Source organism: Candidatus Nitrosotenuis chungbukensis, assembly GCF_000685395.1.
Taxonomy (GTDB): domain Archaea; phylum Thermoproteota; class Nitrososphaeria; order Nitrososphaerales; family Nitrosopumilaceae; genus Nitrosotenuis; species Nitrosotenuis chungbukensis.
This window is the reverse complement of sequence record NZ_AVSQ01000019.1, coordinates 1-24127: the sequence shown is the minus strand read 5'-3', so window position 1 is coordinate 24127 and position 24127 is coordinate 1. Positions and strand designations below refer to the sequence as shown.

Below are 24127 nucleotides of genomic sequence, written 5' to 3'. Positions count from 1 at the left end.
CTCATCTGATATTTTCCGTCATGATGTGACATGTGGAATTGAAAAATTGATTGCAATACACGACTTTACGATTCTATTTTCTGCCGCAATTTCTGTGCAGATGAATTTGTCCGATATTTTGGAAATCTGGCAAAATATGGCCAATTGATAATTTTTGAACCGGTGCGTGTTTTGGAAACGTGCAATGTCAAGTTTTTTATTTCGGATGAAAACAGTGTATGCGTTGACATCACCATATGCTTTCTATGAATCAAAATGCAAAAGCCTTACCGGCGAAAAATACGTTAGATTTGCAGGCATAATTGACGAAAACGGCAAGTTGGTTGCAGGCGGATTCAAAGAAGGCCTAGAGCCACTGGAGGGAAGCGAAACCAGATTACACGACTTTATGGAGTTTGTATCGCGACTTACACTTCGAAAAGAATTTGACAAAACACTTGGACCTATCAACTATCTTGCAGCAAGACGCGATAAGCTGGTACTTGTCAGCTTTCCGTTTCCGATAAGCAAGTTCGTGCTTTTGATATCTGCAGAACCGACAGTCGACATTGAAAAGCTGGCAAACACTGTTGTCCAAATTTTCAGCGATGTTTCGTAAGAAGACATCAAAACACAACTAAACTTTTTAAATTATGCGCAAATACGAATCCTATGAACGAGGCATACGTTTTGTTAAACGTAGACTACAAACTGCAGAAAAACATAATTGATCAGGCAAAAAAAGCTCCCGCCGTCAAATCCGTAAGGACCGTTTATGGAATTTATGATGTTTTAATTGTTCTAGAATCTGACAACATGCAGGAAATAAAAAACACAATCGATATCCACCTGCACAATATTGACGGAATAAACAACCTGACGTCGCTGATATCTGTGACATAGTTGGTCCAAGAATACGATGTAATCGTTATTGGTGCAGGGCCTGCAGGACTGTCTGCTGGAATTTTTGTGGCAAGACAGAGGGCATCGTGCCTTGTCATATCAAAAGATCTTGGCGGCCAGCTGAACCTGATTCCAAAGCTTGAAAATTATCCTGGCATGATGATGTCAAGCGGACCACTTCTTGCAAAAACACTGGAAAACCAATACCTGATGCTAAAGGGGGAGATAACATTTGACACCGTGGAAAAAATAGACGAGACTGAAGCAGGGTTGAAAGTAAAGACGACGCGCTCAGAATATCTTGCAAAATCCGTAGTGCTTGCACCTGGAAAGGTGCCCAACAATTTGGGCCTTGAAAATGAAAACGTGCTTTCAAACAAAGGGGTGCATTATTGCACCAAATGTGATGCTCCCTACTATCAGGGAAGGACCACTGCCACTGTAGGTGTTGGCGGGTACCTGCTTGAATCTGGAATCTTGCTTTCGCGCATGGCTGCAAAAGTGTACGTGATTTACAAAGGCGGCGGACTGGGCGGAGATAAGGACATGATAGAATCCATCAAGAAAAAAGAAAACGTCGAGCTTGTCCCAAACACGTCAATCAAGTCAATCTCTGGAACTACATCGCTGCAACAAATTACGCTTCTTGATAATTCCGGCGTGGAGAAAACAGTCGACGTTGACGGGCTTTTCATTGAGATGGGCTCAAAAATAAATCTGGACTTTGTCAAACATCTTGTAAAACTTAACGCCTCTGGCGAAATCGAGGTATCTGTCGGCGGAAAGACGACGCACCCTGCAATATTTGCTGCAGGCGATGCTACGCACATCCCGTACAAGCAGATTGTAGCTGCATGTGGCGACGGAGCGTCAGCAGGCCTGTCCGCATTTAATTATGTTGAAAAACTAAAGGGAAAGCCTGGAGTCCGCGCAGACTGGAAAAAGACAATCGGCGATACCGTGTTTCATTACTGATGTATCAAAAACGTGCCACTTGGGATTATCTTATTTGACTCAAAAGACACCGAATATATCATGCATTTTGTTGGCTTGTCTGACAAACCCAAGGCAAATGAAAAATCGTCAAAACAGTTGCTTTTTATTTTCTAGTCTTTTGTACGTTTCATGGTTAATCAAACCGAACCAAACGTGGTTGGCGTAAGCGTTCTAAAACAAAACGGTGTCGACATTGACGAACTCATACGACTCCTAGTCTACAACGCATCCGTGGAATTCACTGCCTACTATTACTTTACAAACCTCCGAATGCACTGCACCGGAATGGAGGGTGAAGGAATTAAGGGCATAATCGAAGACGCGCGACTAGAGGACCTGAGCCACTTTGAATCCTGCCTTTCTAGGATATACGAGCTTGGCGGAAGTCTGCCAAACGATGCAATGGAATTCGTCAAAATGTCTGGCTGCGAGTTCCTGCAACTGCCTCCAAACAAGACTGACATCAAGGCAATACTTGAAAAATGCCTCAAAGCTGAACAGGGAGCAATTGTGAACTGGAACAAAATATGCCAAATGACGCACGGCAAAGACCCAGCTACATACGACGTTGCAAAAGACATCCTGAGAGAAGAAATCGAACACGAAGCTTGGTTCTTAGAACTGCTCTACGGAAGACCCTCCGCACACATGAGGAGAAAGTTCCCAGGAGAAAGGCCTCACACTCACAAACATTCGCGAGCGTTAGGTTAGATCCTCTTTTTTCATTTTGTGTATTTGGAGAAGAATCTGAAACTTGTTTTATATGATTGTTCGTCATTGCCCGGTATGATGAAGCCGGGTCGCTTACTTGCAGGAATTTTATTTCTAGTTGTTATCCTAAGCATGTCTGCACACAATGCATCAGGACACGGAGTTGGATTTGAAACGCTTCCTCCAAAAATGATGGGTGATAGAAAAGTCACAATGGAAATAAGCTCAAACGTGGACAATGCGACAAATCGTAGGCAAGTTACTTTTTCGATGTTTGATGCAAACACAGGCATCACAATACGGGACGTCGTGTATCATGTTAAGACCATAAAAAACAATGGCGTCGTCTTTGAGGGAGACTATCCGACTGGTAATGGCGCACTGATATTTGATCTCATCCCGACAGAACAGGACGCTGTGACATCTGAGGAAAAAAACAAAGCTGGGTTTTTTGATGCCCTCATTGGGACGCAGAAAAACACAGTTGAGGCACAGGGAAAAATTTTCAGTCTTGGCGGCCTGTACAAGTTCTCAATTGATGTTCTTTCCGCAGAGGGTTATTCTGCAAAAACGCACCCGCCGGTGCACTTTGATGCCGGAATATCATTCCCCGAGGTTGTGGTATACCAAATAAATGACAAATATTTTGGAAAACAACAACTCAAAGTTGTGACCTATTATGACCTGCTTGACCGTGTGACATATGACCCAAAAACAAAGACAATTGCATTCTCAATGCCTTTTGAGTGGTCTGTTTCCAACATAGACCAAACGTCCGTAATCCACGAAGAGGTGTTCATTCCAAAAACGTTTGGCTCGCTCCAGGTGTCAGAGTATTCGGCATCTGTAAACGGCATACTTGTTTCCAACCAAACGATAACTGTTGATGACTTTTCAAAGGATGTCCGCACGGTTCACATTTTGCTGTACAACGCTGAGTTACTGCGGCTCAATGGTATGCAGGGAGAAAAGCCTGACACCATTGACTTTGAGCTGTTTCCAAAATCTGACGATTTTTTGCTTTCCGCAACAACTGAAAACGTACAATACAAAATTACCCTGACTGCAAACCCTGAGCAAATTTCCCCAGGCGATGACGTCCAAGTTTATTTCAAAATATACGATGTCTTTTTGCAGGGAAGGACCGTCTCAGTGCCGTATGATTTTTCCATCGCGTCTGACGGCAAGACGATTTTCAAAACCCGCGGAACCAGTACTGATTTTAGGGACAATTGGAACCAAGTTCCAGTTTCAATACCAGATGATGCGTCTGGCAACATCACGATCAAGTTTGAAAACCTGGGCGGAAACAAGCTTGCGAGAGCCGAAATCCCAATTGCGATAATTGCAAAACAATCTCTAGTTCCGCACTGGATAAAAAACACCGCAAAATGGTGGTGTGATGATTCCATATCTGGTAATGAGTTTTTGAGGGGAATTGAGTATCTCGTACGCCAAAATGTAATCCAAGTGTCTGAAAAGCCGTCTGGCGAACTGCTCGGAGACATTCCAAAATGGATCAAAACAAATTCTTGCATGTGGTCAGACGATTCTCTTACTGATGATGAATTTGTGAGCGGAATTGCGTATTTGATCAAAAACGGCATGATAAAGATCTAGATCCGCCTGCTTTTTCGCGTAGTGCCAAATATTTGATTCACTTGTATACTGCGATCAAACACGATGCTAAAACTTATCTATGTCGATAATTGAGTTGTCGGTAACTCAATGCGAGAAGAATTTGTCAATATTGATGGTAGCAAGATCCGTTACATTACAACAGGCTCATCAAAAAAGAATCTTGTCCTAATCCACGGTCTTGGCGCATCTGCAGAAAGATGGGCGCCAATACTGTCGTATTTTGGAAAACATTACAATGTGGTTGTTCCAGACCTGATTGGGTTTGGATACAGCGACAAGCCAAATACTGATTACACTGCGGACTTTTTTGCAAGGTTCGTCTCGTCTTTTGTAGACACACTCGGGCTGGACAGAACAATGATCATGGGCTCATCACTTGGCGGCCAAATCGCAATAGAGTACACTGCTGCAAACCAGCAAACCGTGGACAAACTGATCCTCGTCTCGCCAGCAGGCACCATGAAGCAGTCTACTCCCGCACTTGATGCATACATAATGGCTGCGCTGTACCCTGATCAAAACACTGCAAAAAATGCATTTACAATGATGACTGGAAACAATAAGGACGTAAATCAAAACATCGTTGATGACTTTGTTCAAAGAATGAGGCTCCCAAACGCAAAATTTGCATTCATGTCAACACTGCTTGGGTTGAAAAACGCACCAGAAATAACAACGAGGCTTGAGAAAATCATGGTCCCGACACTTGTCGTGTGGGGGGAACTTGATCCTGTCATTCCAGTAAAATATGCAGAAAAATTCGTCCGGGAAATACGTGACTGTAGATTTTATCAGATGGAAAACTGTGGACACACCCCATATGTTGAGGATCCTGAGAATTTTGCAAAACTCGTGCTCGATTTCATGAAAACCAACACGTAACTATAAATACCTCTGATTACCACATAAAACCAATGAGTGGTAATAGTAACCAATACGATTATGTCACAATGTTTCAAGATTGGATGCAAAAGGGCGGTAAGGCCCAAGTCGAGTTCATGAAGGCTTTCTCATCACAGATGGAAAACAGTCAAAAATTCGATCCGCTGCAAACCCTAAAAGAAATGACATCAAAAGCGTCTGAGACTCAGACAAGCTTTGCCAACAACATGGCCTCAATGCAAAAAACAGCAATGGAGCAAATGTTCAATGTTGGAAACATGATGCAAGGTTTCATTGGGTGGGGCGCATTTAAAACAGCAATTGGAAGCAACGGCAGAATCTCAATTCCAGAAGCAGAACGTGACGCATTGAAACTCAATGAGGGGGATCTAGTCCAAGTGATTGTTCTCCCGATTGATAAAAAGAAAAAATAGGAGGTGGAAATATGAGTAGCACAGAACAACCAAAAGATATCTTTGCATTGTACATACAGAATGTAGACAAATTCTTCAACGGAGTCGAAAAGACAATCCCAAGTTATCACCAGTCAATTACTGACCTTCAGCAAGAATGGCTTCAGGCATTTGAAAACAACATCAAATCAGTAGTAACATTGCAGCAAGAGTTTGCAAACAAAGCTGGAATAAACACAACCGTTCCAGAAGCAGCACTTAAAGCAATTAGGGATACAAACGAAGAAGTTGTAAAATCATACTCTGTTCAGAATCAAGTATTCTTAGCAGCAATTGATGCAACAAAACAAAACGTCAAAACATTCAACGACAACGCAAAATCTTTCGCAGATATGAACAAAAATATCATGCGATACTGGATATCAGCGTTCACACCAACAAGAAGTTAAAACCTGATCTTTCTCTTTTTTTATTTTGATCTTTCTTTTAACCACTCGCACATTTCGGGCAGGACCTTTTTCTGCGAAAACGAGCTTGCAATCATGCCTACGTGGCCTGTCGGATAAATCCTAAGCGACTTGTCCTCGCTGCCAACTGCGTAATACAGGGGCATACTGCATTCTGGCGAAACTAGGTGGTCTCCTACAGCAATCTGTATGAATAGCGGCATTGTTATCTTTTTGAGGTCTATCTGCCTCCCGCCCACGAACATTTTGTTTTGTATCAAAAGGTTCTCTTGATAGACGTCTTTTATCCACTGCCTGAATAATTCGCCTGGGATTGGAGGCGTATCGTTTAGCCACTTTTCTACCCTGAGGAAATTATCCACAAACTCCTTGTCGTTGATGTTTTTGAAAAATCTGTAGTATTTTTCCAGCCCCTGCTCAAAGGGCTTTAGGATTGAAAAGCAGTAATACATGAATTCTGGCGGCATGTTGCCTATTGTGTCGACAATTTTGTCAACATCGATTTGCTTTGTTACGTTGCTTACAACAGTAGTGTCCTTCCAACCGTCAATTACTGGCGCTGTTGCAATTAGATTTTTCACCTTGTGTGGGTGAAGCGATGCATAAATGGTGGCAAGCGTTCCGCCGGTACAGTAGCCTTGCAAAGAAACATTGTCTACTCCGGACTCTTTTCTTACAAAGTCTATGCAGTTGTCCATGTACGAGTTTACATAATCATCAAAGTCCAGGTACTTGTCGATGTTAGTCGGGGATCCCCAGTCAATCATGTATACGTTGATGCCTTCCTCGAGAAGTTTTCTTACCCAGCTTTTCTTTGACTGAATGTCTAGTATGTGGTATCTGTTTATGATTGCATAGCTGATCACCAAGGGGATCTTGACCTGTTTTTCAACAAGTGGCCTAAAGTGCAAAAGACGAACCTTGTCTTCCTCATACACGACGTCAAACGGGGTGGACTCTAATGTTATTTCGTCTGGGGCAGGCACGAACTTTGGCGCATCTGTGACGTTTTTTGTAAAGCTCAAAAACTCTTCTACCAATCTTGGGTCTATTGACTCATGCTGCATTTTTTTCATTCTCCTTTTTTTCTAGCTTGGACACTCGCCTTCTAAGCTCGTGCATTTCCTTGTAAACTTCGTCAATTTCCTTTCTAGTTGGGAGCTTCATTGATTGTAGCATGACATTTAGGATGTTTTCCCAGTGTTTTGTTAATTCTAATTCTGCTGAGACCATCTTGCCGTAGTTCTGCGCGAATTTCTCAGAGTCGAACAGACCGGTAAAGTCGTTTTCAAAAATATCAATCCAGACCCTTTTGTATGCCTCGATGTTTTCTACGTCCTGCGGTATGCTTGGGGACTTGGCGTCGACTTTTTTTTGCGCATCTACCCATGTTTCGCTTAACTGCTTGTAGTATTCTGCCAGCCTTTGGTTGAATTCCACCATGTCGTCATACGAGTCGATTACCTCTGTTACGACCTTTTTTAGGTCATTTGCATAGTTTCGCATTGGGCCTACCGATGATAGGGCAATTGGCTTGCCTGACATCAGGTGTAGCAGATCGGTCCAAAACAACGAAACGTGCTTGTAGTGCTCCAGGGGGGATTTTGGGTCTTGTGACAATAATAACTGCATACAAAAGATCGCAATAAATAGATCGATTTACTAATAAACCACAGCGCGTAACGGTCGTAGCTGAGATTAATCATGAATAAAGAAATAATGTGCGAAACAATTCGAAAACTTGACCCCAAGGTGCGTTTTGTGGGGCTGATAAACGACAAAGGGCACCTTATTGCAGGGGGGATGGTAGAAGGCAAGGACACCCTTGAGGACAAGAAAAAGGACGAAATGCTGTATCTTGAGCTTGCGCTGAGGGTAAAGATGCGACAGGAATTTGATGAGGAACTCGGCCCAGTCAGGTTTGCAATGTCGTACAGAGACAAGGTGCTTGTCATGAGCTTTCCAATGGCTAGGGAAGTCTTGCTTGTTTCAGCAGAAAAGGATCTTGATTTTTCGAAATTTCCTTTTTCAGTACTGAAAATAATCAAAGAATATTCATAGGATGTCGTTTACTTCAAACATGAGATATAACGTGCGGGTTACTTTGCTGTTGTTTATGATGCTATCTGGAATCATACCTGCTGTGGCATCGGGAGAAGTTCTTGTACCTGAGAGCGAGTTTGCTGGTTATTTTGACTCTAATGGCATTTACACAGTTGTAGGCGTGGTGAAAAATATGGAGACATATCCAATAGAATCACATCTGAGTCTGATTGTGATCAGTGATGGTAAAACAATTTCAGTCAGCCAAGATCTGCCGTCTGTTGCGCCAAACAAGGACATTCCGTTTAAAATTCGAATTCCTCAAGTAACTGACCGAAACGCTGTCTTGGAAAAGCCAACTGTAACATTCAGGCAAAGTACCGCTCTTCCGCCGTCAGACATTCAGGTGATGTATGATAATACTCTGATTCGTCACGACGACGGCCATTTGACTGGCAGAATAACAAACATTGGAAATCACACTGAATATGATGTCAAGGTGTATGCTGCGATTCACGGACCAAATAACAGATTCATGGACACTGGCATCAACGTGGAAAAAATAGAAAAAATCGAGCCCGGACAAATCATCGAGTTTTCCATTTATCCAGATCCGCTGGTGGCATCCGACGTGAACTATTACAGCTGCTTTGCAATTGGCGATGAGACAGTTGTTCCGCTATATGCCATTAGAAATGGGGAGCGATTCAACTTTAGGTATGATTCTACGGCTTCGTTTACCGCAGATGGGTTTGACGAAACAGGAACAAAACTGTCCATCTCTGGAATAAACTCGTTTAAGATTCAAACGTATGTGAACTTTGAGTTCCCAAAGACATCTGATGGCGAAAAGTTCGATGTTTTAGTAGACGGCAAACCCGTCAAATTTATCCAAAGCGTAGACGAGGACGGCAACTGGCATGTAGCATTTGATATAAGCCCATCAACACAAAACACTATTTTGATATCTGGGTTTGAGAACCCAGAAGGAAAAACCGAATCGGTTCAAAGTTATGGCACGTTGACTTACCTCTATGTTATTCCAATAATCGTGGCTGTCGCAGTTGGGGTTTACCTCTACAAACGCAAAAACTAGGCGTCTGTTCCCCTTGGCAACTTTATTGTAAATGTGGTCGGGTTGTTTTTTACGGAAATCTCCCCCCTGTGCCTTTCTATGATGTTTTTGCAGCTTGACAGGCCTAGCCCCGTCCCGCTTTGTTTTGTTGTAAATAACGGCTCAAATACTTTGCCCAGATCCTCTTCTGTGATGCCTGGGCCAGAGTCCTCAACTTCGATAATTATGTGACTTGGCGTGGTCTTTGCATTGATGTTAATTGATCCTACGCCGTTTATTGCTTCAATTGCATTTGTGATTAGATTGACAAAAACGATTTCAAGCTTGTCTATGTCGCATATTATCTGTGGGTTGTTTTTTGGCAGGTGTATCTCGACATCGTCGGTAGTTTGAACGCTTTCTATTACCTTTTTTAGAATGTCATGCAGCGAATAATCCTGTAGTTTTAGCGGGGGCAGCTTGACGTAGTTTAGGACGTCCTCGATTTGGTGATACATCTTTCTTGCCTCACTTTCAATTAACGCAAGCTGATCAAGTGATTTTTTGTCAAGCTTGTTTTTTGAATTTTTTTGAATCATGGTTGCATAGTTTATGATCACCGTGAGTGGGTTTCTCATGTCGTGGGTGATTCTTGATGTAAGTTCACCTATGTGCAAAAGCTTGTCATGTATCTTGTCTGATTCACCGTGTTTTGTATTTCTCATTTTGAGCACTTTTGTTCCAATCGCATATGTTTTTTGCTTTTTTGTTATAATCAAGGCTAGTTAGCCAAAACTCATCTATTTGTACAAATTTTTGTACATGTTATTTTTGGCTTGATGGCACGCCTGAAATGACTTGTAACTGAATTTTTAAATGGTGCTGAAGGACCCTGGGATACCATCGGTCTGGCAAGGGAGATAAATTATGGCACTGGTCCAACAGACCTGTTTTTGTATGTCTAAAACAGTTACTATTCTTATGTGTGTATAAATAACACAAACATCGTACGCCGTTCTATAATGACAAAAAATTACTATTTTCCATTGTCTTGATGACTACATGCACAATGGCATTTTGCCGTCGTGTTTTTTCTTGTACTCCTCAAGCAACTTTTCTTTGATGTCGTTATGTGACTGGGTTAGAAAATAACGGAATCTTTTTGCATCACATACGCAGCTTGCAGATGACGACTCGGTGATGCTTTTCTTTAGGTTGTCTGTATTCCCGATGTACAGAATTTTCATTGCGGCATGCATCATGTAAACGCCTGGTGATTCGGGTGTCTTTGCAATTTGCTCCTGACTGTAGTCCAGCCAGTCTGACCACTTGATTTCCTCTGACATGTCTTAGCTCAGTTTATGCCCCTTAAATTTTTACGGGGATATAGACAGCGCAAGTTTTGTAGCCCATATTACCACTTACGAAAACAATTACCAAACTTTAATGCATAAACAAGTGTAAATGTCTACTCGTATCATGAAAACCATGACCGAAAAAGGCATCGAGGGCAAACTATTATCACTTGATGCCAATCTGAACTATGCAAGACTTGCAAAACATGTTGTTTGGTTAGAGAAAAAAGGACTCATTGAATCTAAAATTGAATCTTCCGAGATTGATGTTGCTTTGACTAAAAATGGCAGTATTTGCTTCAACAATTTCAAAAATTATCTGATATAGTCCATAACACTGACAGATCAGTCCATTATACTGACAAGTCCATCCACAAGACTAACACAAACGTAAGCGCGGCTTAATAGATTCACCGCGTTATCTCTGTGATGAACACTAAATTACTTGCAAGTATTGCAGTTTTTTCATTGTTAACTGGAGTCATTAGCACCTCTATGATGCAGTCTGCATACGCTGCAGATTATGGGATATCTGACAAGACATCTGACGCCAAGAAACTAGCTGACAAGAAACTAGCTGACAAGAAAGTAGCTGACGCCAAGAAACTAGCTGACAAGAAAGTATCTAATGCCATGAAGCTAGCTGACAGAAAAGCGGCATTTTTTCAGACACTAGCTGACAAGAAAGCAACCGACTTCAAAGCATTATCTGACAAGAAAGCAGCAAACATCATGAAACTAGCTGACAAGAAAGTAGCTGACGCCATGAAAATAGCTGACAAGAAAGCAACTGACTTCAAAGCATTAGCTGACAAGAAAGCAACCGACTTCAAAGCATTAGCTGACAAGAAAGCAGCAAACAACATGAAACTAGCTGACAAGAAAGTAGCTGACGCCATGAAAATAGCTGACAAGAAAGCAACAGATGCCAAGAAACTAGCTGACAAGACCACATCTGACATCAAGAAACTAGCTGAAAAAACAGCAGACGCCAACAAAATTACAGTAGGTAATGATGGCACTGGTAATTCTGATGAAAATATAGTCACACTGTCAGACAAAAACTAAATTCTTCACTTTTTTTAATAATATTGTATCTGAATCCAACGAAATTAAAATCTGCACTTCTCAAATATAGAAATTCCGTACAACGGATAATATTCTGTACATTGGACGGGTTACAAAAGTTGGCTTGTCTGTATCGCCCTTAAATTTTTACACGATGCAGACTGAAAAACTCTACTAGTCCAGCAATGTTTTGAGCCCGACGCATCTGTTTCTAATCGTGACCTCGGTAACGCCTGCTGCAATCGAGATGTCTTTCTGTGATCTGATCTCGCCGTTTGAAATGCATGCTAGGTATAGCGCTGCTGCTGCAATTCCCATTGGATCCTTTCCTGCGACCATTCCTATTTTTTTAGCCTTGTTTAGTATTTCCATTGCCCTTCTCTTTGTTTTCTCACTTAGGTTTGCAGTGCTTGCAATTCTTGATATTCCCTTCGTTGGGTCTGCGACAGGCATTTTGAGATCAAGCTCTTTGTAGATTAGCCTGTAGCACCTTGCGACGTCCTTTCTTCTAATGTTGATGCTTTCTGCCACGTCGTCAAGCGTTCTTGGAGTTTCCGTGTTCCTGCATGCTGCGTATAGGCACGCTGCGATTAATCCGTGGATTGACCTGCCTCTTACGAGCTTTTTCTCCATAGCTTTTCTGTAGATGTATGCCGCCTTTTCAACAACTGACTCTGCAAGTGCCATCTTGTCCTTCATTTTGTCAAGCTCGCTTAGGGCCTGCCTTAGGTTCCTGTCTGCAGACGAATGGGTCTGGGTCCTGCTGTCCCACGTTCGAAGTCTTTCAATTGAGCTCTTCATTGATGCAGAAAGCGGCTTTCCTGTTGCGTCCTTGTCCGCTGATCCGATCACAGTTGACAAGCCCATGTCGTGCATCGTAAGCGACGTTCCGGCACCGACGCGACTTCTGTCCGACTCGTCGTTTGAAAACGCTCTCCACTCTGGCCCTGATTCTTCGATCTTTTCTGCAACTACGTAACCACAGTTCCGGCAAAACATCTCGCCGGTAGTCACGTCTGTCTGCATTGCGTTTTTTGCGCACGAGGGACATCTGATTTGTGATGAAGAGGACATTACGGGTATAGTTACGTGCTTTTGCTTATTATGGGTTCTGCTTAATTTCCATGATTGTTTGTATGTAGGTCAAGCTAACCTTAATTCTCACCTCATAGAACTAAAACAAATAATCAGGCATTGTTTGCGATGATCACATTGCCTGATCTGCAAATGTTTCTATAATGATTCTTTTTCACAAATTTTCATGACTACAAAAATGAACCGTTCTGTCATTTAAAATACAAAATCCGTATCTTGGTGTTTTATTGCATTGATGATGATGTGCCAAGAATCAGAAATTTAGCTGCAAACTCCCGGCGCAACTGAGGTTTAATTTTTTGCGTACTTTGAGTGGTTTTTTAGCTGCTCTGAAAGCTCTTTGAAAATTCCGTTGACGCTGACGTCCACTAAATTTATCGTGGCATTGTCCTTTATGATTTGTTTTTCATATTTTTCCTTGACTGCAAACATCACGGATGACCAGTGCAAAACGCCTTTGAGTTTTTCTTCTACTATGATGTTCGTATCGGGAAAATTAAATGACTGAAAAACAATTCCGTTGACCCAGTTTATGCTTGGGATTGCGCCGCCACCTGTCTTACTTCCAAAGGCAATCTGTGTTACCCAGTCATCAAAGTTGTATTCTATTACTTCGTGTATGACCAGCTTTTTCCATGGCTCGATTGTGATTTCCAAATCGCATACCTTTCAGAAACGGTGATTATATAACTTTCAAGGAATTTTGAACGCGATCTAAAATTGGTATTAGGTGATTGTCTGTCTATTTTGAACAAACAATATCTATTATTTCATTCATTAATCTTGGATTCGGGGATTAAAATGAACACACAACAAATTATTGAATCGCTGGCATACTTTGGTTTTGAAGACATCGACTCCAAAGTATACATGGGGCTGCTTCAAACCGGCCCAGTATCTGTAGGATCTTTGTCGTCAAGGCTTGGAATAGACAGGGGCAAGACGTACCGCTCCTTGAGCAAGCTTAGAAACTTGGGAGTCGTATCGACCACGTTCTCAAATCCAACACTGTGCTCTGCAATAGAACCAATTGAAGCATTAACCACAATTCTGGAGCGAAAGCAGGACGAAATCGTAACAATGAAGAGCTTGTCTGAGAAAATATCTCAAGATATTAGTGAAATTGTTAAGAACTGCGACGTGCAGGAAATATCATCATTTCTCATAATTCAGGGACGCTCTAACATCTATTCTAGAATTGGAAAAATTCTGCAAAAAGCATCGGGAACGGTGTACATTGTGGCGCCTCAAGAAGACCTGATGAGGATGTATCACACGACAATTCCAGAAAGAATACAACTGATCAAAGAAAATGGAGTCGAGGTCAGAATTCTTACCGAATCTGTAAGCGAGAAAGAACTGTCGTTTATCAGCAGACTGAACCCGTCTGAGATCAGAACGGGAAAACTCCCGTCAAAGAGCAGAATGGTTGTCGAGGAAAACAAGCAGCTGATAATGTCTGGCTCTCTTAACGGCTCCATGGACTTGAACGATGACGGTGATTCTGTAATGCACACAAACTCCATTGAGATGGTCAACAACATGTACAGCCTTTGTACACTTTTGTGGAACAAATCAAAGGAAATCGAAGTCGTGATTCCGCAGCGAGTCAAAAGAGTGAAGAGCCAATGATGGGGTATACGGGAATTCACTGTGAAAATCTGTCCCGGGTCGACAATGCTTCATCTGCAAGGCGAACTCTGTACCAAAAGAGAAAAACTGCCTTGGTAAACGATCTTGTGGACCCAATCTGCGTGATTTCAAATGCAAATGAAATCCTCTCAAAAAGGCTTGGAAAATTTCTGGACGCCGAAACAAGATCGTATTTTGAGATGATTACGCGGGCAGCGACAAAGACAAAAACTCTAGTCGAAGAACTGCGAAATGACAGCCTAGTTCAGTAGGCAATACGCGTATCTTGGCTTCATGGACGGATACATGATGCTACTCGTATCTGATGAATGACTCAGTCCTATTGAATGGCCCAACTCGTGCCGCATTATTTTCTCAACGCTTTTCACGTCGTACAGTTGAAAACTCCCATCACAGTTGTAGTCCCCAAGCGCGACTTCGACTGCGCCCTTTCCGACGTGTGCATGGCCTAGGACTCCCTCTCCAAGTTTTCGTACTGTCCATGTGACCCAAATGCTTGCCTCTGCCTTTGTGTCTGTGGGGGTGATCTTTACTGCCGCCTTTCCTTTGTTTGAGTTAAACGCCTGGGATTCCCAGTATTTGGTGGAGTTGTTTAGCGTGCCGACATGATCTAGCGGCAAGCCCATTGGCTGTTTGTTTACAAAAATCTTGTAGTTTAAGACATACGTGTCGTTATTCTGGGTCACCACTGGATCTGGAAATACGCTAGAGCCTGTCTTTATCTGCTGCTCAAAGTTCCATTTCTCGTAATCTCTGAGAAACTTTTTGATTACGTCAAAGCTTGGATTTGGATACTCGATGTAACGTTTTTCCTTTGATACTGTTGAAGACACCTTTCTGACGTATCCATCAAATGTCTTTGTGTCCATTTCTGTCTTTTTTGGCTTTTCAGTTGGCTTGTATGGGTATTTCTTGATTGTCTTGTCCGCAAGATCCTTGTAGTTTTTTGCGACAGTGGAATTTGGATAAATGCCGTATGCCGCATCAAAATACTTTTTTGCTTCCAAATATTCGCCAAAGTTGCCAAACCCTACGCCTAGGCCAAGTAATGAGACCAGATCCTTTGGATCCTTCTGATATACTTTGTAAAAGTTAACAAGCGATTTTTGATGGTAGCCGAGATTGCTTTCTGCAACTGCCTTCATTTTTAGGACCGCTATGTTGTTTGGGTAGCTTTTCAGTATCTTGTCGTATAGTGATATCGCCTCTTTGTATTTGCCCTTTGCAAAATATTTTGCAGCGTCTGCATACATGGCGTTTGCCTTGTCTGATTTCTCGTCTGCAAAGATTGGAGTTGCCTGTACAAACAACATAAAAGCCACAAAAATGATTATAACGCATATTTTCATGATATCTGGTATGCTCGGACTTGGTAATAATTTGAACGAACTAAAGATGAGGATCCTGCAGATTCAAGACGAAATATCCCAGCTTGGCTCCCCCGAACCAGTGATGCCAGAAATGATAAACATGACAAACACGCTTCGCTTAAACGAGTACCTGACAAAGTCTGACGAGAAAAAGACCGCGCTAAATGCAGCATATGCTGATTATACTAGGCAACTTGAGCAGATCATATCGTCACTGCTCTCGATTCAGGCGGACCTAAAGGACATCCTCAAGGCAGAGGCATCAATAATTGACGCACACGACTCTGGCAAGACTGAAAAAAAGACACGAGCAAAATCCAAGAAATAACTAGTACGAGATGTCGCCGGCCATGACTTTGGTCGGTTTTGACTTGTGCATTATTATCAGGCCGCCATCAGTATCTAGTTTTACCGCCTTTCCAGTTATCTTTCCATTTGACGTGGACAATGTGACTGTTTTGCCTATCGTTGAGGAATTTGCAGTCCAGTCTTTGATTACTTTGCTTATTTTTCCTTCATTTAACAGATTCAGGGTTTTTTCAAATTCTTCCAAAAACGCCTGCACGAGCTTTGCGGGCTTTGTCTTGTCGCTTTGGCTCACAAGCGTTGCAACTCCGTAAAAGTTTTCTTTTTTCTTTATCTTTTTTTCAATCTCCTCTGGGTCTACTCTGAAGTTTATCCCGACCCCGAGAATCAGGCTCTCTATGTTGCTTGACTCTATTGATGCGTCAATTATCATGCCTGCGATTTTTTTTCCCCTGAGCGTCACGTCGTTTGGCCACTTTAGTTCTGTTTTCACACCAAGCGTTTTTTGAATCGCCACTGACAGTGCTATCGATGCCACAAGTGGGACAAGCGTTATCTTTGCGACATCAAATCTTGGATGCAGTATCACAGAAAGCCAAATCCCACCCCTTGGCGATACCCAGGCGCGTCCCAGCCTTCCCTTCCCAGAGTCCTGCGTTTCAGATATGATGATTGCCCCGTCGTCTGCTTTGTTGCCTGCTATTGTTGATGCAAAACTCTGCGTCGAGTCTATCTTGTCAAAATAATATATTTTTCTTCCAATGCTTTTTGTCTTGAGGCCGTCTGTTATCTCCCATGGCAGCATAAGGTCGGTAATTTTTGTAAGCCTGTATCCTAGGTTTTGTTTCGACTCTATCTCGTATCCTAGTGATTGGATTTTTTTTATGTGCTTCCAGACTGCGACTCGGCTTATTTTTAGTACCTCGCTTAGGTCTTCTCCTGAGAGGTATTCTGAATGATGGGCCTTGAGAAACTGCAAAACCTTGATCAGCCCGCGGTTCTCATGAGACGAATATGACATAGAACAACAAAGCTTGGATTCTAGGATGATTTAAAATTTTTAAAATTTACAATTCTTGGGAAACTAGAAGCCGATATCGATGTCAAATCCGCCGCCGCCGTCTCCGCCCATGTCGCCGCCTGCATCTGCGCCACCGTCTCCAACGTCACTTGGCTGGTTTTCTGCACCTGGGGGAACCTGATCCTGCGGAACATAGTCGTGCATTTGAGAGCCCATCATTGAAAACATCATTGAAAACATCATCATGTCCATTATCCCAAAGAACATCATCATTGGAAGCATTGACTTGGTGGACTCCATGAATCCTTCCAGCTTTTTCTTGTCGCCTGATTTGTACAACTGAACCATTTGATCCCAGTTTTGTCTCATCTCGTGTATTCTTTGGTCCAGCTCGTTTGAGCCCTTGTCTGTGATTTGAAGCTCGATTTTTTCTCCGCCAAAAAGCCCCTTTTTCTTGTCGACTTTGATCATGCCGCGCTCTTCGAGCTTCTCTAAAATCTTGTTTAGCTCCTCCGGCTCGATTCCAGTCTTGTTTTTTATTTTGTCGAATTTCTTGGCACCTTTCTTAATTGCGCCTAGCACGATGACGTCTTTTGGCTCTTCTTCCACGATACGGGTTGATATTGTCACTATAAAGAATTTTCCGTTTGGTCGGTATTCATCACCGCGTTTCCTGTTTTTTGTTAATCGTTGTCTCTGTAACTATTTCTAAGAGATTCTTATCAAAAATATTTCTTGAGTGTTTTAGTGCCTACTATGATCATGTAGTCGTTGCGAATGTGTCCTGATTGTGATTCTATTTTGAGGTTATGGCTTACACGATTCCTTTAACTCATTCATAAAATACATGTCTGACAATTTCCTTTATTTTTGATTTTTTCTTCAAGTTTTTCTTTATGGGCAGAATTTATTTTTGATAATAACAAGTTCAAAATATAGTATTAAATAAGTAATTACCAAAAATGAAAATAGCTTATTAGATACTGCGTCTTTATGGTTTCGTGCATAGAAGAGATCTCAAAACTCTTTCATCCTCCGAATTAACAGAATTAGCAAATTTGATACGAGGACATGTCACACAAGCCGTTCTTGATGCTCATGAGGCATGGCATCAAATGCACGGTTCTGGCGGTATGATTGGGCCTGGAAGTGGGGAACATTTTTTAGATTTTCATCGAAATTTTATTAAAAATTTAGAGAATGCCCTCATAAATCGTGGAAAAAATCAATATGTTCCATTACCGAAATGGAATCCTGCGGATCCAATTCCTGCAGAATTTTCACATCCTGGTAGAAGTACGAATAATCCTGGAATCTCACCTCCCTCGTGGATCACTCTGGCAGGTGGATCTATCGGTGATCCTGTATTTGGCTACACTTCGTTGGGTCAATTCAAGAGCTCCGATGAATTGGGGAGGGCGCTGGGATCTGACTTTCATGGCTTGGTTCACATGACTATTGGCGGAGACATGAACTCGTTTAGATCTCCACAAGACCCAATATTCTATCCCTGGCATGCATTTTTGGATGATTTATGGAGTGACTGGCAAAATTCCCCAAATGGGAAGAGCCGTTGTTTCATTGCTACTGCTGCATATGGTTCTGATCTGGAGCCCCCTGTTAGATTTTTGAGGAACTTTAGAGATAACGTTGTTCTGCAATCCCGATTTCAAAAACCATTTAACACAATTCTAAACGTATACTATTCTTTTAGTCCACCTATTGCAGATGCCATGTATCATAATAATGCGTTTAAGCACATAATGAAATATTCAATTGTATTGCCTTTTGTCGTCTTGGCTAGAACCGTTGCATTTTTGATTAATCCATTTATTGTGAGAAAATCAAGATCGTGACTCTAAATCATCAATGCGACATCTAAGATGCATTATCTGCTCATCGTGCATTACTAAAGACCGCATACTAATTTTATCATCCGGATTGAAAATATCTCGAATTGGATTAATAACGAGTCTAATTTCTCGATTCTGGTATCTAATACAAAACGAACCATGATCTTTTTTAATAATAACTATTATGTAAAACCCGTGAACCCGTCGTTCAATAGGATTGTAGTCCTTATGGTTCCCCTTGTTTTTGGAATTTTCTGGCATCCACTGCCCACCTCATATGAGGATGATTCTGATTTTAACAAAACATCAGATCAGGAAACAAACATTGTGCAAAACAAGATCTTGTCTCCAATACTGCAGATCGAATCCGGAGTCAATCCTGAGGATGTTGAATGCGAAGATGGCTATGTACTAGTTGTGAGAGATTTCGGCAAAAACAGAGTAGCTTGCATCCTATCCGAAAACATACAAAAATTTGAAGGATTTGGGGCAATGCGTGACAAAAGTTTATGCAAGAAGCACATAGATCTTAAGATGAGTTCTTTGGACGGTATTGGCCGACTCACAATAGGCTTTTTTCTAAATGGTACTGATAATCGCTGCATGAAACATTGGGATTTTGGTGATGGGCAAAAAAGAGGCAGTGTCTATAATATTATTGAAAATCATCAATATGATCACGATTTTGATGGAAAGCCGTATGACCGTTACACATTTCATGGACACGTGAATGTGACAGATCCTTATTATGATCCAAATCGTCTGGATCCGATTATTCAACGGTTTAATGTCACTGTATTAAAAAATCCAAATGAAATTATTTCTAATGTTAACCAACTACAGGCAGTTGTGGTTCAAGGCGATTCTGTCGGCTTTTCTATATCAACTAAAAATATAAAATCTAAAACAAAATGGACTTTTGAAGAACAATCCATCCAATCACAACCATATCGATTAGCTGAACATTACAAATACAATAAAGTGGGAATAATAAATGGGAATGTTACTGTTTGGCCAGATATTAATCACCCTGACCCAGATTATCTGTCGGAGTATTGGAAATTTGCAGTTTTGGTTGTGCCTAAAACGATGACGACTTGGAAAATTACTGCCATTGAATCTGGATATGGTAATCATGATTGGGATACTTGGCACGCGAACAAACCCATAAAGTTTTCATGTGAAAGTGCTGCTAACTCCCATGTGGAGTCAACACTAGACGGCGTGAATCATAGAAATAGATACTACGTGTGGGATTTTGGTGATAATTCTACCGGCAAAACAAATGAACCTTTTGTTGAACATGTTTATGGATATGCCAATGTTACCAAAAATTATCTAGTGACCTGTGATGTAAAAGATAACGGCATGCCGCTTAAAGTATGGAAAAGCATAAGCATAGTTCCACCTGACTGTCCAATACATACACGTAATTGTAAATAATTATAGTGACTTGTTGTTTATTCATGGCTTGGTGTTGATCTTATCTTCTGACAATTCTTTTTTAATTTCTTCAAAATCTCTAAATTGTCGAGTTATTTCTGTGTAAATTCTGAAGTCGCTGTCTGGAAAGTTCAAACCTTTTAACCAATCGCTTTACTTGGAACGATTATTTGTCGCAGCGCGTATTTTTGGTTCAAATTGTCACACGCATTAAATAAAATTAAGGAGGCAAACTGACTCTGTGAATCTGAGGAACATCGATCATACTCCTAAATCCCGAACAAAAATACTGTCAAAATTATGTGTTGTCCGATAAATTATAATCTGTTTTGTGCATACTGGTATCATGGAAGTAGACTCGTATTCAGACGATGAGATCAGGCAAATCTTGTCATTGAAGAACGTGGCAGTAGTTGGAATGTCAAAAAATGCCGACAAGGCGGCGCATTACGTGCCAAAATACCTGCTCGCACAAGGATACAACGTGATGCCTGTAAACCCGACTGCAGACGAGATACTTGAGAGAAAATGCTTTTCGTCTCTGCAAGACGTTGATCAGTATATCGATATAGTTGATGTGTTTAGGCCATCAGACCAAGTCGTACCCGTAGTACAGGAGGCAATAAAAAAGAAGCCCAAAGTCATCTGGCTCCAAGAGGGGATACACAATCCTGAAGCTGAAGACATGGCAAGGAAGGCTGGAATCAAAATAGTGTTTAACAGGTGCATGCTTGCTGAGCATCAGCGGTTGTTCTAATGGCCGATGCAACTTTTGATGATTTTTTCAAATCATTACAGGAACTAATCAAATCATATGAGAAAAAAAACCTCATGATAAAAACACAGTCTGACGTGGAGTCAAACATAGTGCGTCTCTTTGGAGAGCAGATGAGCTCACTGTCCAGGGCGCAAAGCGGACTGGACGATGTCTATGAGCTGGCGTGCACTACTGCAGAGCATCACCCGTACTGGAACGTTTTGTATCATGCATGTCAAATATCAAAGATAACACTTGACAAGTGGGACGGTGAGCTCACACAAGAAGAACTGAATGAAATCTCTTGGTCAATTGACGAGCTCAAAAACACTTGTGAAAAACTCAAAGCAAGACCGCAAAATGATCACATCCATTAGGCAGAGATAAATAGCTAAAAACGCAATTTGTATCTGTGCCAATAAAAATTGGAATTATCGGCAAGACAAACACTGGCAAGACAACTTTTTTTAATTCTGCAACGCTTTCGTCTTCTGAAATTTCCACTTATCCGTTTACGACAAAAAAACCCGAATCAAGCCTTACCAATGCAATTTCATTATGCGTTCATCCTGAGTTTAACGTCTTTGACAACCCCAAGAACTCAAAGTGCATCGACGGGTGGAGATACATTCCAATTGAGCTAATTGATCTTCCAGGATTGATCAAGGATGCGTGGCAGGGCAAGGGGCTTGGCAACCAGTTTCTCTCAGTCGCAGCACAAGCAGACGCAATACTGCACGTAGTTGATGTGTCTGGCGGGATAGACTCGTCTGGCAAAATCTCAGAGGCCGGAACAGGTGACCCGATATCTGACTTTGCAGACATCGAAGAGGAGCTAATCATGTGGTATCTGAAAATACTTGAAGGAAACCGTGACAAGGTCTCAAAGGTGATTCATACTGGTACTGACAAAATTGTGGCGATTGCCGATTTGTATCGTGGAATTGGCGTGAACAACTCGCACGTAAAGGAGGCACTGCACGTGGCAGGAATCGAGGACAATGAGTTTGATGACATTGACTTTCAGGACAGCAAAAAATTTGCAACAATCTTGCGTAAAATATCAAAACCTACCCTGATTGTAGCAAACAAAATAGACGTGGAGGGGGCAGACAAGAATTTTGCAAGACTGCGAGAGCGCTATAATGACACCATAGTGGTGCCTGCAAGCGCAGACAGCGAACTATCGCTGCGACGAGCAGAGCAAAAGGGACTCATAAAATATTCACCGGGCTCTGAGCAGTTCAATATAGTAAAGCCAGACGAGCTGAGCCAGAAACAAAAAACCGCACTTGATTTTATCACGAGGGAAATTATGGGTGAATACATGAGGACCGGAGTCCAGTTTGCAATCAACGTTACTGTGTTCAAATTGCTAAAAATGAACGCAATCTATCCTGTGGCTGACGAGGAAAAGCTCTCAGACAGAAAGGGCAGGGTACTGCCTGACCTGATTTTGCTAAAGGACGGTGCTACCGTTGCAGACCTTGCAAAGGAAATTCACAGTGATCTGACAAAGGGCTTGCTGTATGCAAAGGACATTCGGTATAATTTGCGCCTTCCTACCACATACCAGCTAAGGGATCGCGACGTCATATCGTTGGTTTCGGCATCGACAAAAAAGTCTAGCTAGTATCCGATAGAATTTTTTCTTTTTTCATCCAGACTGTTTTGTTTTTGTGATCCAAAAGAACTATGTTCATCTGTGAAACCTGATCCCGGATTTGGTCTGCCTCCTGGTATTTTTTTTGTTCTCGGAGAGTTTCGCGTTTTTTTAGCAAATCCGTAATTGATTGCTTTTCTTGCTCTGTTACCTTTTGTACTGATAGCCCGAGAATCTCGGACATCCTCTCAAATTCCGGCAGGCCGATATCTGCAATTGATCTTGTCATGGATTCTGACGCTGCGATTCTGTTTATTCCCTTGACTAGTTTGAAAAAGGCGCCAACTGCCAAAGACGTGTTAAAGTCACTTTCAAGTGCAGAGTCAAATTCTTGGCTGCACTCTCTGACTAGCTGTGAAATCTCTATAGTATTGCCAGTTCCGTCTACCATTATCATCTCATAGTACGCAGTTTCGACTTGGCGCCACTTGATGAGGTTCTCCTTTAGGAGATCCTCTGAGTAATCAATTGGTTTTGAATAATGTCCTGAGAGGCAGAATAACCGAATCACGTTTGGGCCCCAGTTTTCCAGAACATGCCTTACCGATTTTATGTTTCCAAGCGACTTTGACATCTTTTCTCCGCCTATTGTAACCATCCCTACGTGCATCCATGTTTTTGCAAGGGGTTTTTTTGTAAATGCCTCTGACTGGGCAATCTCGTTTTCATGGTGTGGAAATATCAGATCTCTTCCTCCTCCATGAATCTCAAACTCCTCTCCCAGGTATCTGAGGCTCATCGCAGAGCATTCTATGTGCCAGCCAGGCCTGCCATTGCCCCAGGGGCTTGGCCACATTGGCTCTGTATCTGCAAACTTCCATAGCGCAAAGTCGAGCGGATCGTTTTTTGTCTCATCTATTCCTATTCTGGCACCAGATATCAGATCATCTGTCTTCTTTTTTGACAGCTTGCCGTATTCTGAAAATTTGGACACGCTATAGTATACACCGTTTTTTGAAACATACGCAAATCCCAAATCGACCAAGTTTTGCACCAGTTTTATCATGTCTGGTATGTGCTCTGTTGCCTTTGGGTATGCAGTTGCCCGCTTGATGTTTAGTTTATCAAAATCCTCAAAGTAATGATCAATGTATCTGGTGCTGATCTCAAGTGCGGATACTCCCTCAGTGCTTGCGCGGTTGATTATCTTGTCATCAACATCTGTAAAGTTCTGGACAAAATTCACAGACTTGCCTTTGGATTCTAGGTATCGCCTAAGCGTATCAAACACTATGATTGTTCGAGCATGCCCTATGTGGGACTCGTCATACACGGTAACACCGCAAAGATAAATCCGAATGTTTTTTGCCGAAATTTCCTGCTCCTTTGTGCTTAATGTGTCGAGAATTTTCATTTTCTACTACCCTCATAATCTTGATGGCATTATTCTCTTGTGTTCACTTTTTTTGTATAACTGATGGATTTTTTCGATTTTGTCCTTTTCAATCTGTGTC

30 protein-coding genes are annotated in these 24127 nt (G+C 41.8%); 20 read left to right on the top strand and 10 right to left on the bottom strand.

Features of this window, described 5'->3' with window-relative positions:
* The first annotated feature begins 205 nt into the window (after window positions 1–205).
* The 8 genes from NKMY2_RS07825 to NKMY2_RS07790 all read left to right on the top strand — a co-directional run bounded on the left by NKMY2_RS07825 (window position 206) and on the right by NKMY2_RS07790 (window position 5974).
* A complete protein-coding gene (locus NKMY2_RS07825; RefSeq protein WP_052347632.1) occupies window positions 206–598 on the top strand; it encodes a DUF6659 family protein in 393 nt (130 codons plus the stop codon).
* Between the two features lie 53 nt (window positions 599–651).
* Entirely contained in the window at window positions 652–882 is a 231-nt protein-coding gene (locus tag NKMY2_RS07820) for an Lrp/AsnC ligand binding domain-containing protein (protein WP_042686831.1), read from the top strand.
* On the top strand, window positions 883–1857 hold the full coding sequence (locus tag NKMY2_RS07815; RefSeq protein WP_042686829.1) for an NAD(P)/FAD-dependent oxidoreductase: 975 nt from the start codon (window positions 883–885) through the stop codon (window positions 1855–1857). It abuts the gene before it with no gap.
* A gap of 150 nt (window positions 1858–2007) precedes the next feature.
* Window positions 2008–2589: a DNA protection during starvation protein gene (gene dps, locus NKMY2_RS07810; protein WP_042686828.1), complete on the top strand. Its 582-nt coding sequence runs from the start codon at window positions 2008–2010 to the stop codon at window positions 2587–2589.
* Window positions 2590–2664: 75 nt separating this feature from the next.
* Window positions 2665–4209, top strand: a complete 1545-nt coding sequence (locus NKMY2_RS07805) for a hypothetical protein (RefSeq protein WP_177316535.1) — start codon at window positions 2665–2667, stop codon at window positions 4207–4209.
* 108 nt (window positions 4210–4317) lie between these two features.
* Window positions 4318–5112, top strand: coding sequence for an alpha/beta fold hydrolase (locus NKMY2_RS07800; RefSeq protein ID WP_042686824.1), 795 nt, complete (start codon window positions 4318–4320; stop codon window positions 5110–5112).
* A gap of 32 nt (window positions 5113–5144) precedes the next feature.
* Window positions 5145–5546 carry an AbrB/MazE/SpoVT family DNA-binding domain-containing protein gene (locus tag NKMY2_RS07795; RefSeq protein ID WP_042686822.1) on the top strand — a complete coding sequence of 134 codons (402 nt, stop codon included), beginning with the start codon at window positions 5145–5147 and terminating at the stop codon, window positions 5544–5546.
* A gap of 11 nt (window positions 5547–5557) precedes the next feature.
* A complete protein-coding gene (locus tag NKMY2_RS07790) occupies window positions 5558–5974 on the top strand; it encodes a hypothetical protein (RefSeq protein WP_042686820.1) in 417 nt (138 codons plus the stop codon).
* A gap of 20 nt (window positions 5975–5994) precedes the next feature.
* Here NKMY2_RS07790 and phaC read toward each other — a convergent pair whose 3' ends face one another.
* Window positions 5995–7059, bottom strand: a complete 1065-nt coding sequence (gene phaC, locus NKMY2_RS07785; RefSeq protein WP_042686876.1) for a class III poly(R)-hydroxyalkanoic acid synthase subunit PhaC — start codon at window positions 7057–7059, stop codon at window positions 5995–5997.
* Complete coding sequence (locus tag NKMY2_RS07780; protein ID WP_081781895.1) at window positions 7049–7537, bottom strand: poly(R)-hydroxyalkanoic acid synthase subunit PhaE; 489 nt, start codon at window positions 7535–7537, stop codon at window positions 7049–7051. Before NKMY2_RS07780 ends, phaC begins: the two co-directional genes overlap by 11 nt.
* Before the next feature lie 159 nt (window positions 7538–7696).
* On the opposite strand from NKMY2_RS07780, the gene NKMY2_RS07775 reads away from it, so the two are divergent.
* Together NKMY2_RS07775 and NKMY2_RS07770 are read left to right on the top strand one after the other, a co-directional pair.
* Window positions 7697–8053, top strand: coding sequence for a DUF6659 family protein (locus NKMY2_RS07775; RefSeq protein WP_042686816.1), 357 nt, complete (start codon window positions 7697–7699; stop codon window positions 8051–8053).
* A gap of 55 nt (window positions 8054–8108) precedes the next feature.
* Complete coding sequence (locus NKMY2_RS07770; protein WP_052347630.1) at window positions 8109–9131, top strand: hypothetical protein; 1023 nt, start codon at window positions 8109–8111, stop codon at window positions 9129–9131.
* On the opposite strand, the gene NKMY2_RS07765 is transcribed toward NKMY2_RS07770, so the two are convergent.
* Both NKMY2_RS07765 and NKMY2_RS07760 read right to left on the bottom strand, forming a co-directional pair.
* Window positions 9128–9868, bottom strand: coding sequence for a sensor histidine kinase (locus tag NKMY2_RS07765; RefSeq protein ID WP_052347628.1), 741 nt, complete (start codon window positions 9866–9868; stop codon window positions 9128–9130). The genes NKMY2_RS07770 and NKMY2_RS07765 overlap by 4 nt on opposite strands.
* 279 nt (window positions 9869–10147) lie before the next feature.
* Window positions 10148–10435: a DUF7508 domain-containing protein gene (locus NKMY2_RS07760; protein ID WP_042686814.1), complete on the bottom strand. Its 288-nt coding sequence runs from the start codon at window positions 10433–10435 to the stop codon at window positions 10148–10150.
* Window positions 10436–10577: 142 nt separating this feature from the next.
* Here NKMY2_RS07760 and NKMY2_RS07755 point away from each other — a divergent pair, with 142 nt between their 5' ends.
* Entirely contained in the window at window positions 10578–10772 is a 195-nt protein-coding gene (locus NKMY2_RS07755; protein WP_238549809.1) for a hypothetical protein, read from the top strand.
* Between the two features lie 101 nt (window positions 10773–10873).
* Complete coding sequence (locus NKMY2_RS07750) at window positions 10874–11512, top strand: hypothetical protein (protein WP_052347626.1); 639 nt, start codon at window positions 10874–10876, stop codon at window positions 11510–11512.
* A gap of 174 nt (window positions 11513–11686) precedes the next feature.
* Here the strand turns inward: NKMY2_RS07750 and NKMY2_RS07745 are convergent, their stop codons facing one another.
* Both NKMY2_RS07745 and NKMY2_RS07740 read right to left on the bottom strand, forming a co-directional pair.
* On the bottom strand, window positions 11687–12586 hold the full coding sequence (locus NKMY2_RS07745) for a transcription initiation factor IIB (RefSeq protein ID WP_042686813.1): 900 nt from the start codon (window positions 12584–12586) through the stop codon (window positions 11687–11689).
* A gap of 312 nt (window positions 12587–12898) precedes the next feature.
* Window positions 12899–13264: a hypothetical protein gene (locus tag NKMY2_RS07740; RefSeq protein ID WP_042686811.1), complete on the bottom strand. Its 366-nt coding sequence runs from the start codon at window positions 13262–13264 to the stop codon at window positions 12899–12901.
* A gap of 144 nt (window positions 13265–13408) precedes the next feature.
* Between NKMY2_RS07740 and NKMY2_RS07735 the strand changes: the two genes are divergently transcribed.
* Together NKMY2_RS07735 and NKMY2_RS07730 are read left to right on the top strand one after the other, a co-directional pair.
* Window positions 13409–14239, top strand: a complete 831-nt coding sequence (locus tag NKMY2_RS07735) for a TrmB family transcriptional regulator (protein ID WP_052347624.1) — start codon at window positions 13409–13411, stop codon at window positions 14237–14239.
* Window positions 14236–14511 carry a hypothetical protein gene (locus NKMY2_RS07730; RefSeq protein WP_042686809.1) on the top strand — a complete coding sequence of 92 codons (276 nt, stop codon included), beginning with the start codon at window positions 14236–14238 and terminating at the stop codon, window positions 14509–14511. The genes NKMY2_RS07735 and NKMY2_RS07730 overlap by 4 nt, the downstream gene beginning before the upstream one ends.
* Here NKMY2_RS07730 and NKMY2_RS07725 read toward each other — a convergent pair.
* A complete protein-coding gene (locus NKMY2_RS07725; RefSeq protein WP_102007771.1) occupies window positions 14500–15573 on the bottom strand; it encodes a M57 family metalloprotease in 1074 nt (357 codons plus the stop codon). The genes NKMY2_RS07730 and NKMY2_RS07725 overlap by 12 nt on opposite strands.
* A 46-nt stretch (window positions 15574–15619) precedes the next feature.
* Between NKMY2_RS07725 and NKMY2_RS07720 the strand changes: the two genes are divergently transcribed.
* The gene (locus NKMY2_RS07720; RefSeq protein ID WP_042686866.1) at window positions 15620–15958 is read left to right on the top strand and encodes a hypothetical protein; all 339 of its coding nucleotides are present in this window, start codon (window positions 15620–15622) and stop codon (window positions 15956–15958) included.
* Here NKMY2_RS07720 and NKMY2_RS07715 read toward each other — a convergent pair whose 3' ends face one another.
* Both NKMY2_RS07715 and NKMY2_RS07710 read right to left on the bottom strand, forming a co-directional pair.
* Window positions 15959–16957: a biotin--[acetyl-CoA-carboxylase] ligase gene (locus NKMY2_RS07715; RefSeq protein ID WP_042686807.1), complete on the bottom strand. Its 999-nt coding sequence runs from the start codon at window positions 16955–16957 to the stop codon at window positions 15959–15961.
* Between the two features lie 63 nt (window positions 16958–17020).
* Window positions 17021–17566 carry a winged helix-turn-helix transcriptional regulator gene (locus NKMY2_RS07710; RefSeq protein ID WP_042686806.1) on the bottom strand — a complete coding sequence of 182 codons (546 nt, stop codon included), beginning with the start codon at window positions 17564–17566 and terminating at the stop codon, window positions 17021–17023.
* Between the two features lie 524 nt (window positions 17567–18090).
* Between NKMY2_RS07710 and NKMY2_RS07705 the strand changes: the two genes are divergently transcribed.
* From NKMY2_RS07705 to ychF, 5 genes are all read left to right on the top strand, one after another.
* Entirely contained in the window at window positions 18091–18813 is a 723-nt protein-coding gene (locus NKMY2_RS07705) for a CFI-box-CTERM domain-containing protein (protein WP_238549808.1), read from the top strand.
* A gap of 225 nt (window positions 18814–19038) precedes the next feature.
* On the top strand, window positions 19039–20253 hold the full coding sequence (locus NKMY2_RS07700; RefSeq protein WP_157832496.1) for a hypothetical protein: 1215 nt from the start codon (window positions 19039–19041) through the stop codon (window positions 20251–20253).
* 346 nt (window positions 20254–20599) lie between these two features.
* Window positions 20600–21010 (top strand): CoA-binding protein, encoded by a 411-nt coding sequence (locus NKMY2_RS07695; protein WP_042686801.1) that lies wholly within the window; start codon window positions 20600–20602, stop codon window positions 21008–21010.
* Window positions 21010–21387 (top strand): hypothetical protein, encoded by a 378-nt coding sequence (locus NKMY2_RS07690; RefSeq protein WP_042686799.1) that lies wholly within the window; start codon window positions 21010–21012, stop codon window positions 21385–21387. The genes NKMY2_RS07695 and NKMY2_RS07690 overlap by 1 nt, the downstream gene beginning before the upstream one ends.
* A gap of 35 nt (window positions 21388–21422) precedes the next feature.
* The gene (gene ychF / locus NKMY2_RS07685; RefSeq protein ID WP_042686797.1) at window positions 21423–22643 is read left to right on the top strand and encodes a YchF-related putative GTPase; all 1221 of its coding nucleotides are present in this window, start codon (window positions 21423–21425) and stop codon (window positions 22641–22643) included.
* Here ychF and cysS read toward each other — a convergent pair.
* A complete protein-coding gene (cysS, locus tag NKMY2_RS07680; protein WP_042686795.1) occupies window positions 22636–24027 on the bottom strand; it encodes a cysteine--tRNA ligase in 1392 nt (463 codons plus the stop codon). The genes ychF and cysS overlap by 8 nt on opposite strands.
* Window positions 24028–24127 lie beyond the last annotated feature (100 nt).

Coding starts and splice junctions, on each gene's coding strand:
- NKMY2_RS07745 (WP_042686813.1), bottom strand. CDS start 12,586: ATGTCCTCTTCATCACAAATCAGATGTCCCTCGTGCGCAAAAAACGCA.
- NKMY2_RS07705 (WP_238549808.1), top strand. CDS start 18,091: ATGATTGGGCCTGGAAGTGGGGAACATTTTTTAGATTTTCATCGAAAT.
- NKMY2_RS07775 (WP_042686816.1), top strand. CDS start 7,697: ATGAATAAAGAAATAATGTGCGAAACAATTCGAAAACTTGACCCCAAG.
- NKMY2_RS07695 (WP_042686801.1), top strand. CDS start 20,600: ATGGAAGTAGACTCGTATTCAGACGATGAGATCAGGCAAATCTTGTCA.
- NKMY2_RS07730 (WP_042686809.1), top strand. CDS start 14,236: ATGATGGGGTATACGGGAATTCACTGTGAAAATCTGTCCCGGGTCGAC.
- NKMY2_RS07700 (WP_157832496.1), top strand. CDS start 19,039: ATGGTTCCCCTTGTTTTTGGAATTTTCTGGCATCCACTGCCCACCTCA.
- NKMY2_RS07760 (WP_042686814.1), bottom strand. CDS start 10,435: ATGTCAGAGGAAATCAAGTGGTCAGACTGGCTGGACTACAGTCAGGAG.
- NKMY2_RS07720 (WP_042686866.1), top strand. CDS start 15,620: ATGCTCGGACTTGGTAATAATTTGAACGAACTAAAGATGAGGATCCTG.
- NKMY2_RS07800 (WP_042686824.1), top strand. CDS start 4,318: ATGCGAGAAGAATTTGTCAATATTGATGGTAGCAAGATCCGTTACATT.
- NKMY2_RS07825 (WP_052347632.1), top strand. CDS start 206: ATGAAAACAGTGTATGCGTTGACATCACCATATGCTTTCTATGAATCA.
- NKMY2_RS07780 (WP_081781895.1), bottom strand. CDS start 7,537: ATGTCAGGCAAGCCAATTGCCCTATCATCGGTAGGCCCAATGCGAAAC.
- NKMY2_RS07795 (WP_042686822.1), top strand. CDS start 5,145: ATGAGTGGTAATAGTAACCAATACGATTATGTCACAATGTTTCAAGAT.
- NKMY2_RS07750 (WP_052347626.1), top strand. CDS start 10,874: ATGAACACTAAATTACTTGCAAGTATTGCAGTTTTTTCATTGTTAACT.
- NKMY2_RS07735 (WP_052347624.1), top strand. CDS start 13,409: ATGAACACACAACAAATTATTGAATCGCTGGCATACTTTGGTTTTGAA.
- NKMY2_RS07690 (WP_042686799.1), top strand. CDS start 21,010: ATGGCCGATGCAACTTTTGATGATTTTTTCAAATCATTACAGGAACTA.
- NKMY2_RS07770 (WP_052347630.1), top strand. CDS start 8,109: ATGATGCTATCTGGAATCATACCTGCTGTGGCATCGGGAGAAGTTCTT.
- phaC (WP_042686876.1), bottom strand. CDS start 7,059: ATGCAGCATGAGTCAATAGACCCAAGATTGGTAGAAGAGTTTTTGAGC.
- cysS (WP_042686795.1), bottom strand. CDS start 24,027: ATGAAAATTCTCGACACATTAAGCACAAAGGAGCAGGAAATTTCGGCA.
- dps (WP_042686828.1), top strand. CDS start 2,008: ATGGTTAATCAAACCGAACCAAACGTGGTTGGCGTAAGCGTTCTAAAA.
- NKMY2_RS07755 (WP_238549809.1), top strand. CDS start 10,578: ATGACCGAAAAAGGCATCGAGGGCAAACTATTATCACTTGATGCCAAT.
- NKMY2_RS07820 (WP_042686831.1), top strand. CDS start 652: ATGAACGAGGCATACGTTTTGTTAAACGTAGACTACAAACTGCAGAAA.
- NKMY2_RS07715 (WP_042686807.1), bottom strand. CDS start 16,957: ATGTCATATTCGTCTCATGAGAACCGCGGGCTGATCAAGGTTTTGCAG.
- NKMY2_RS07790 (WP_042686820.1), top strand. CDS start 5,558: ATGAGTAGCACAGAACAACCAAAAGATATCTTTGCATTGTACATACAG.
- NKMY2_RS07725 (WP_102007771.1), bottom strand. CDS start 15,573: ATGTTGTTTGTACAGGCAACTCCAATCTTTGCAGACGAGAAATCAGAC.
- NKMY2_RS07805 (WP_177316535.1), top strand. CDS start 2,665: ATGATGAAGCCGGGTCGCTTACTTGCAGGAATTTTATTTCTAGTTGTT.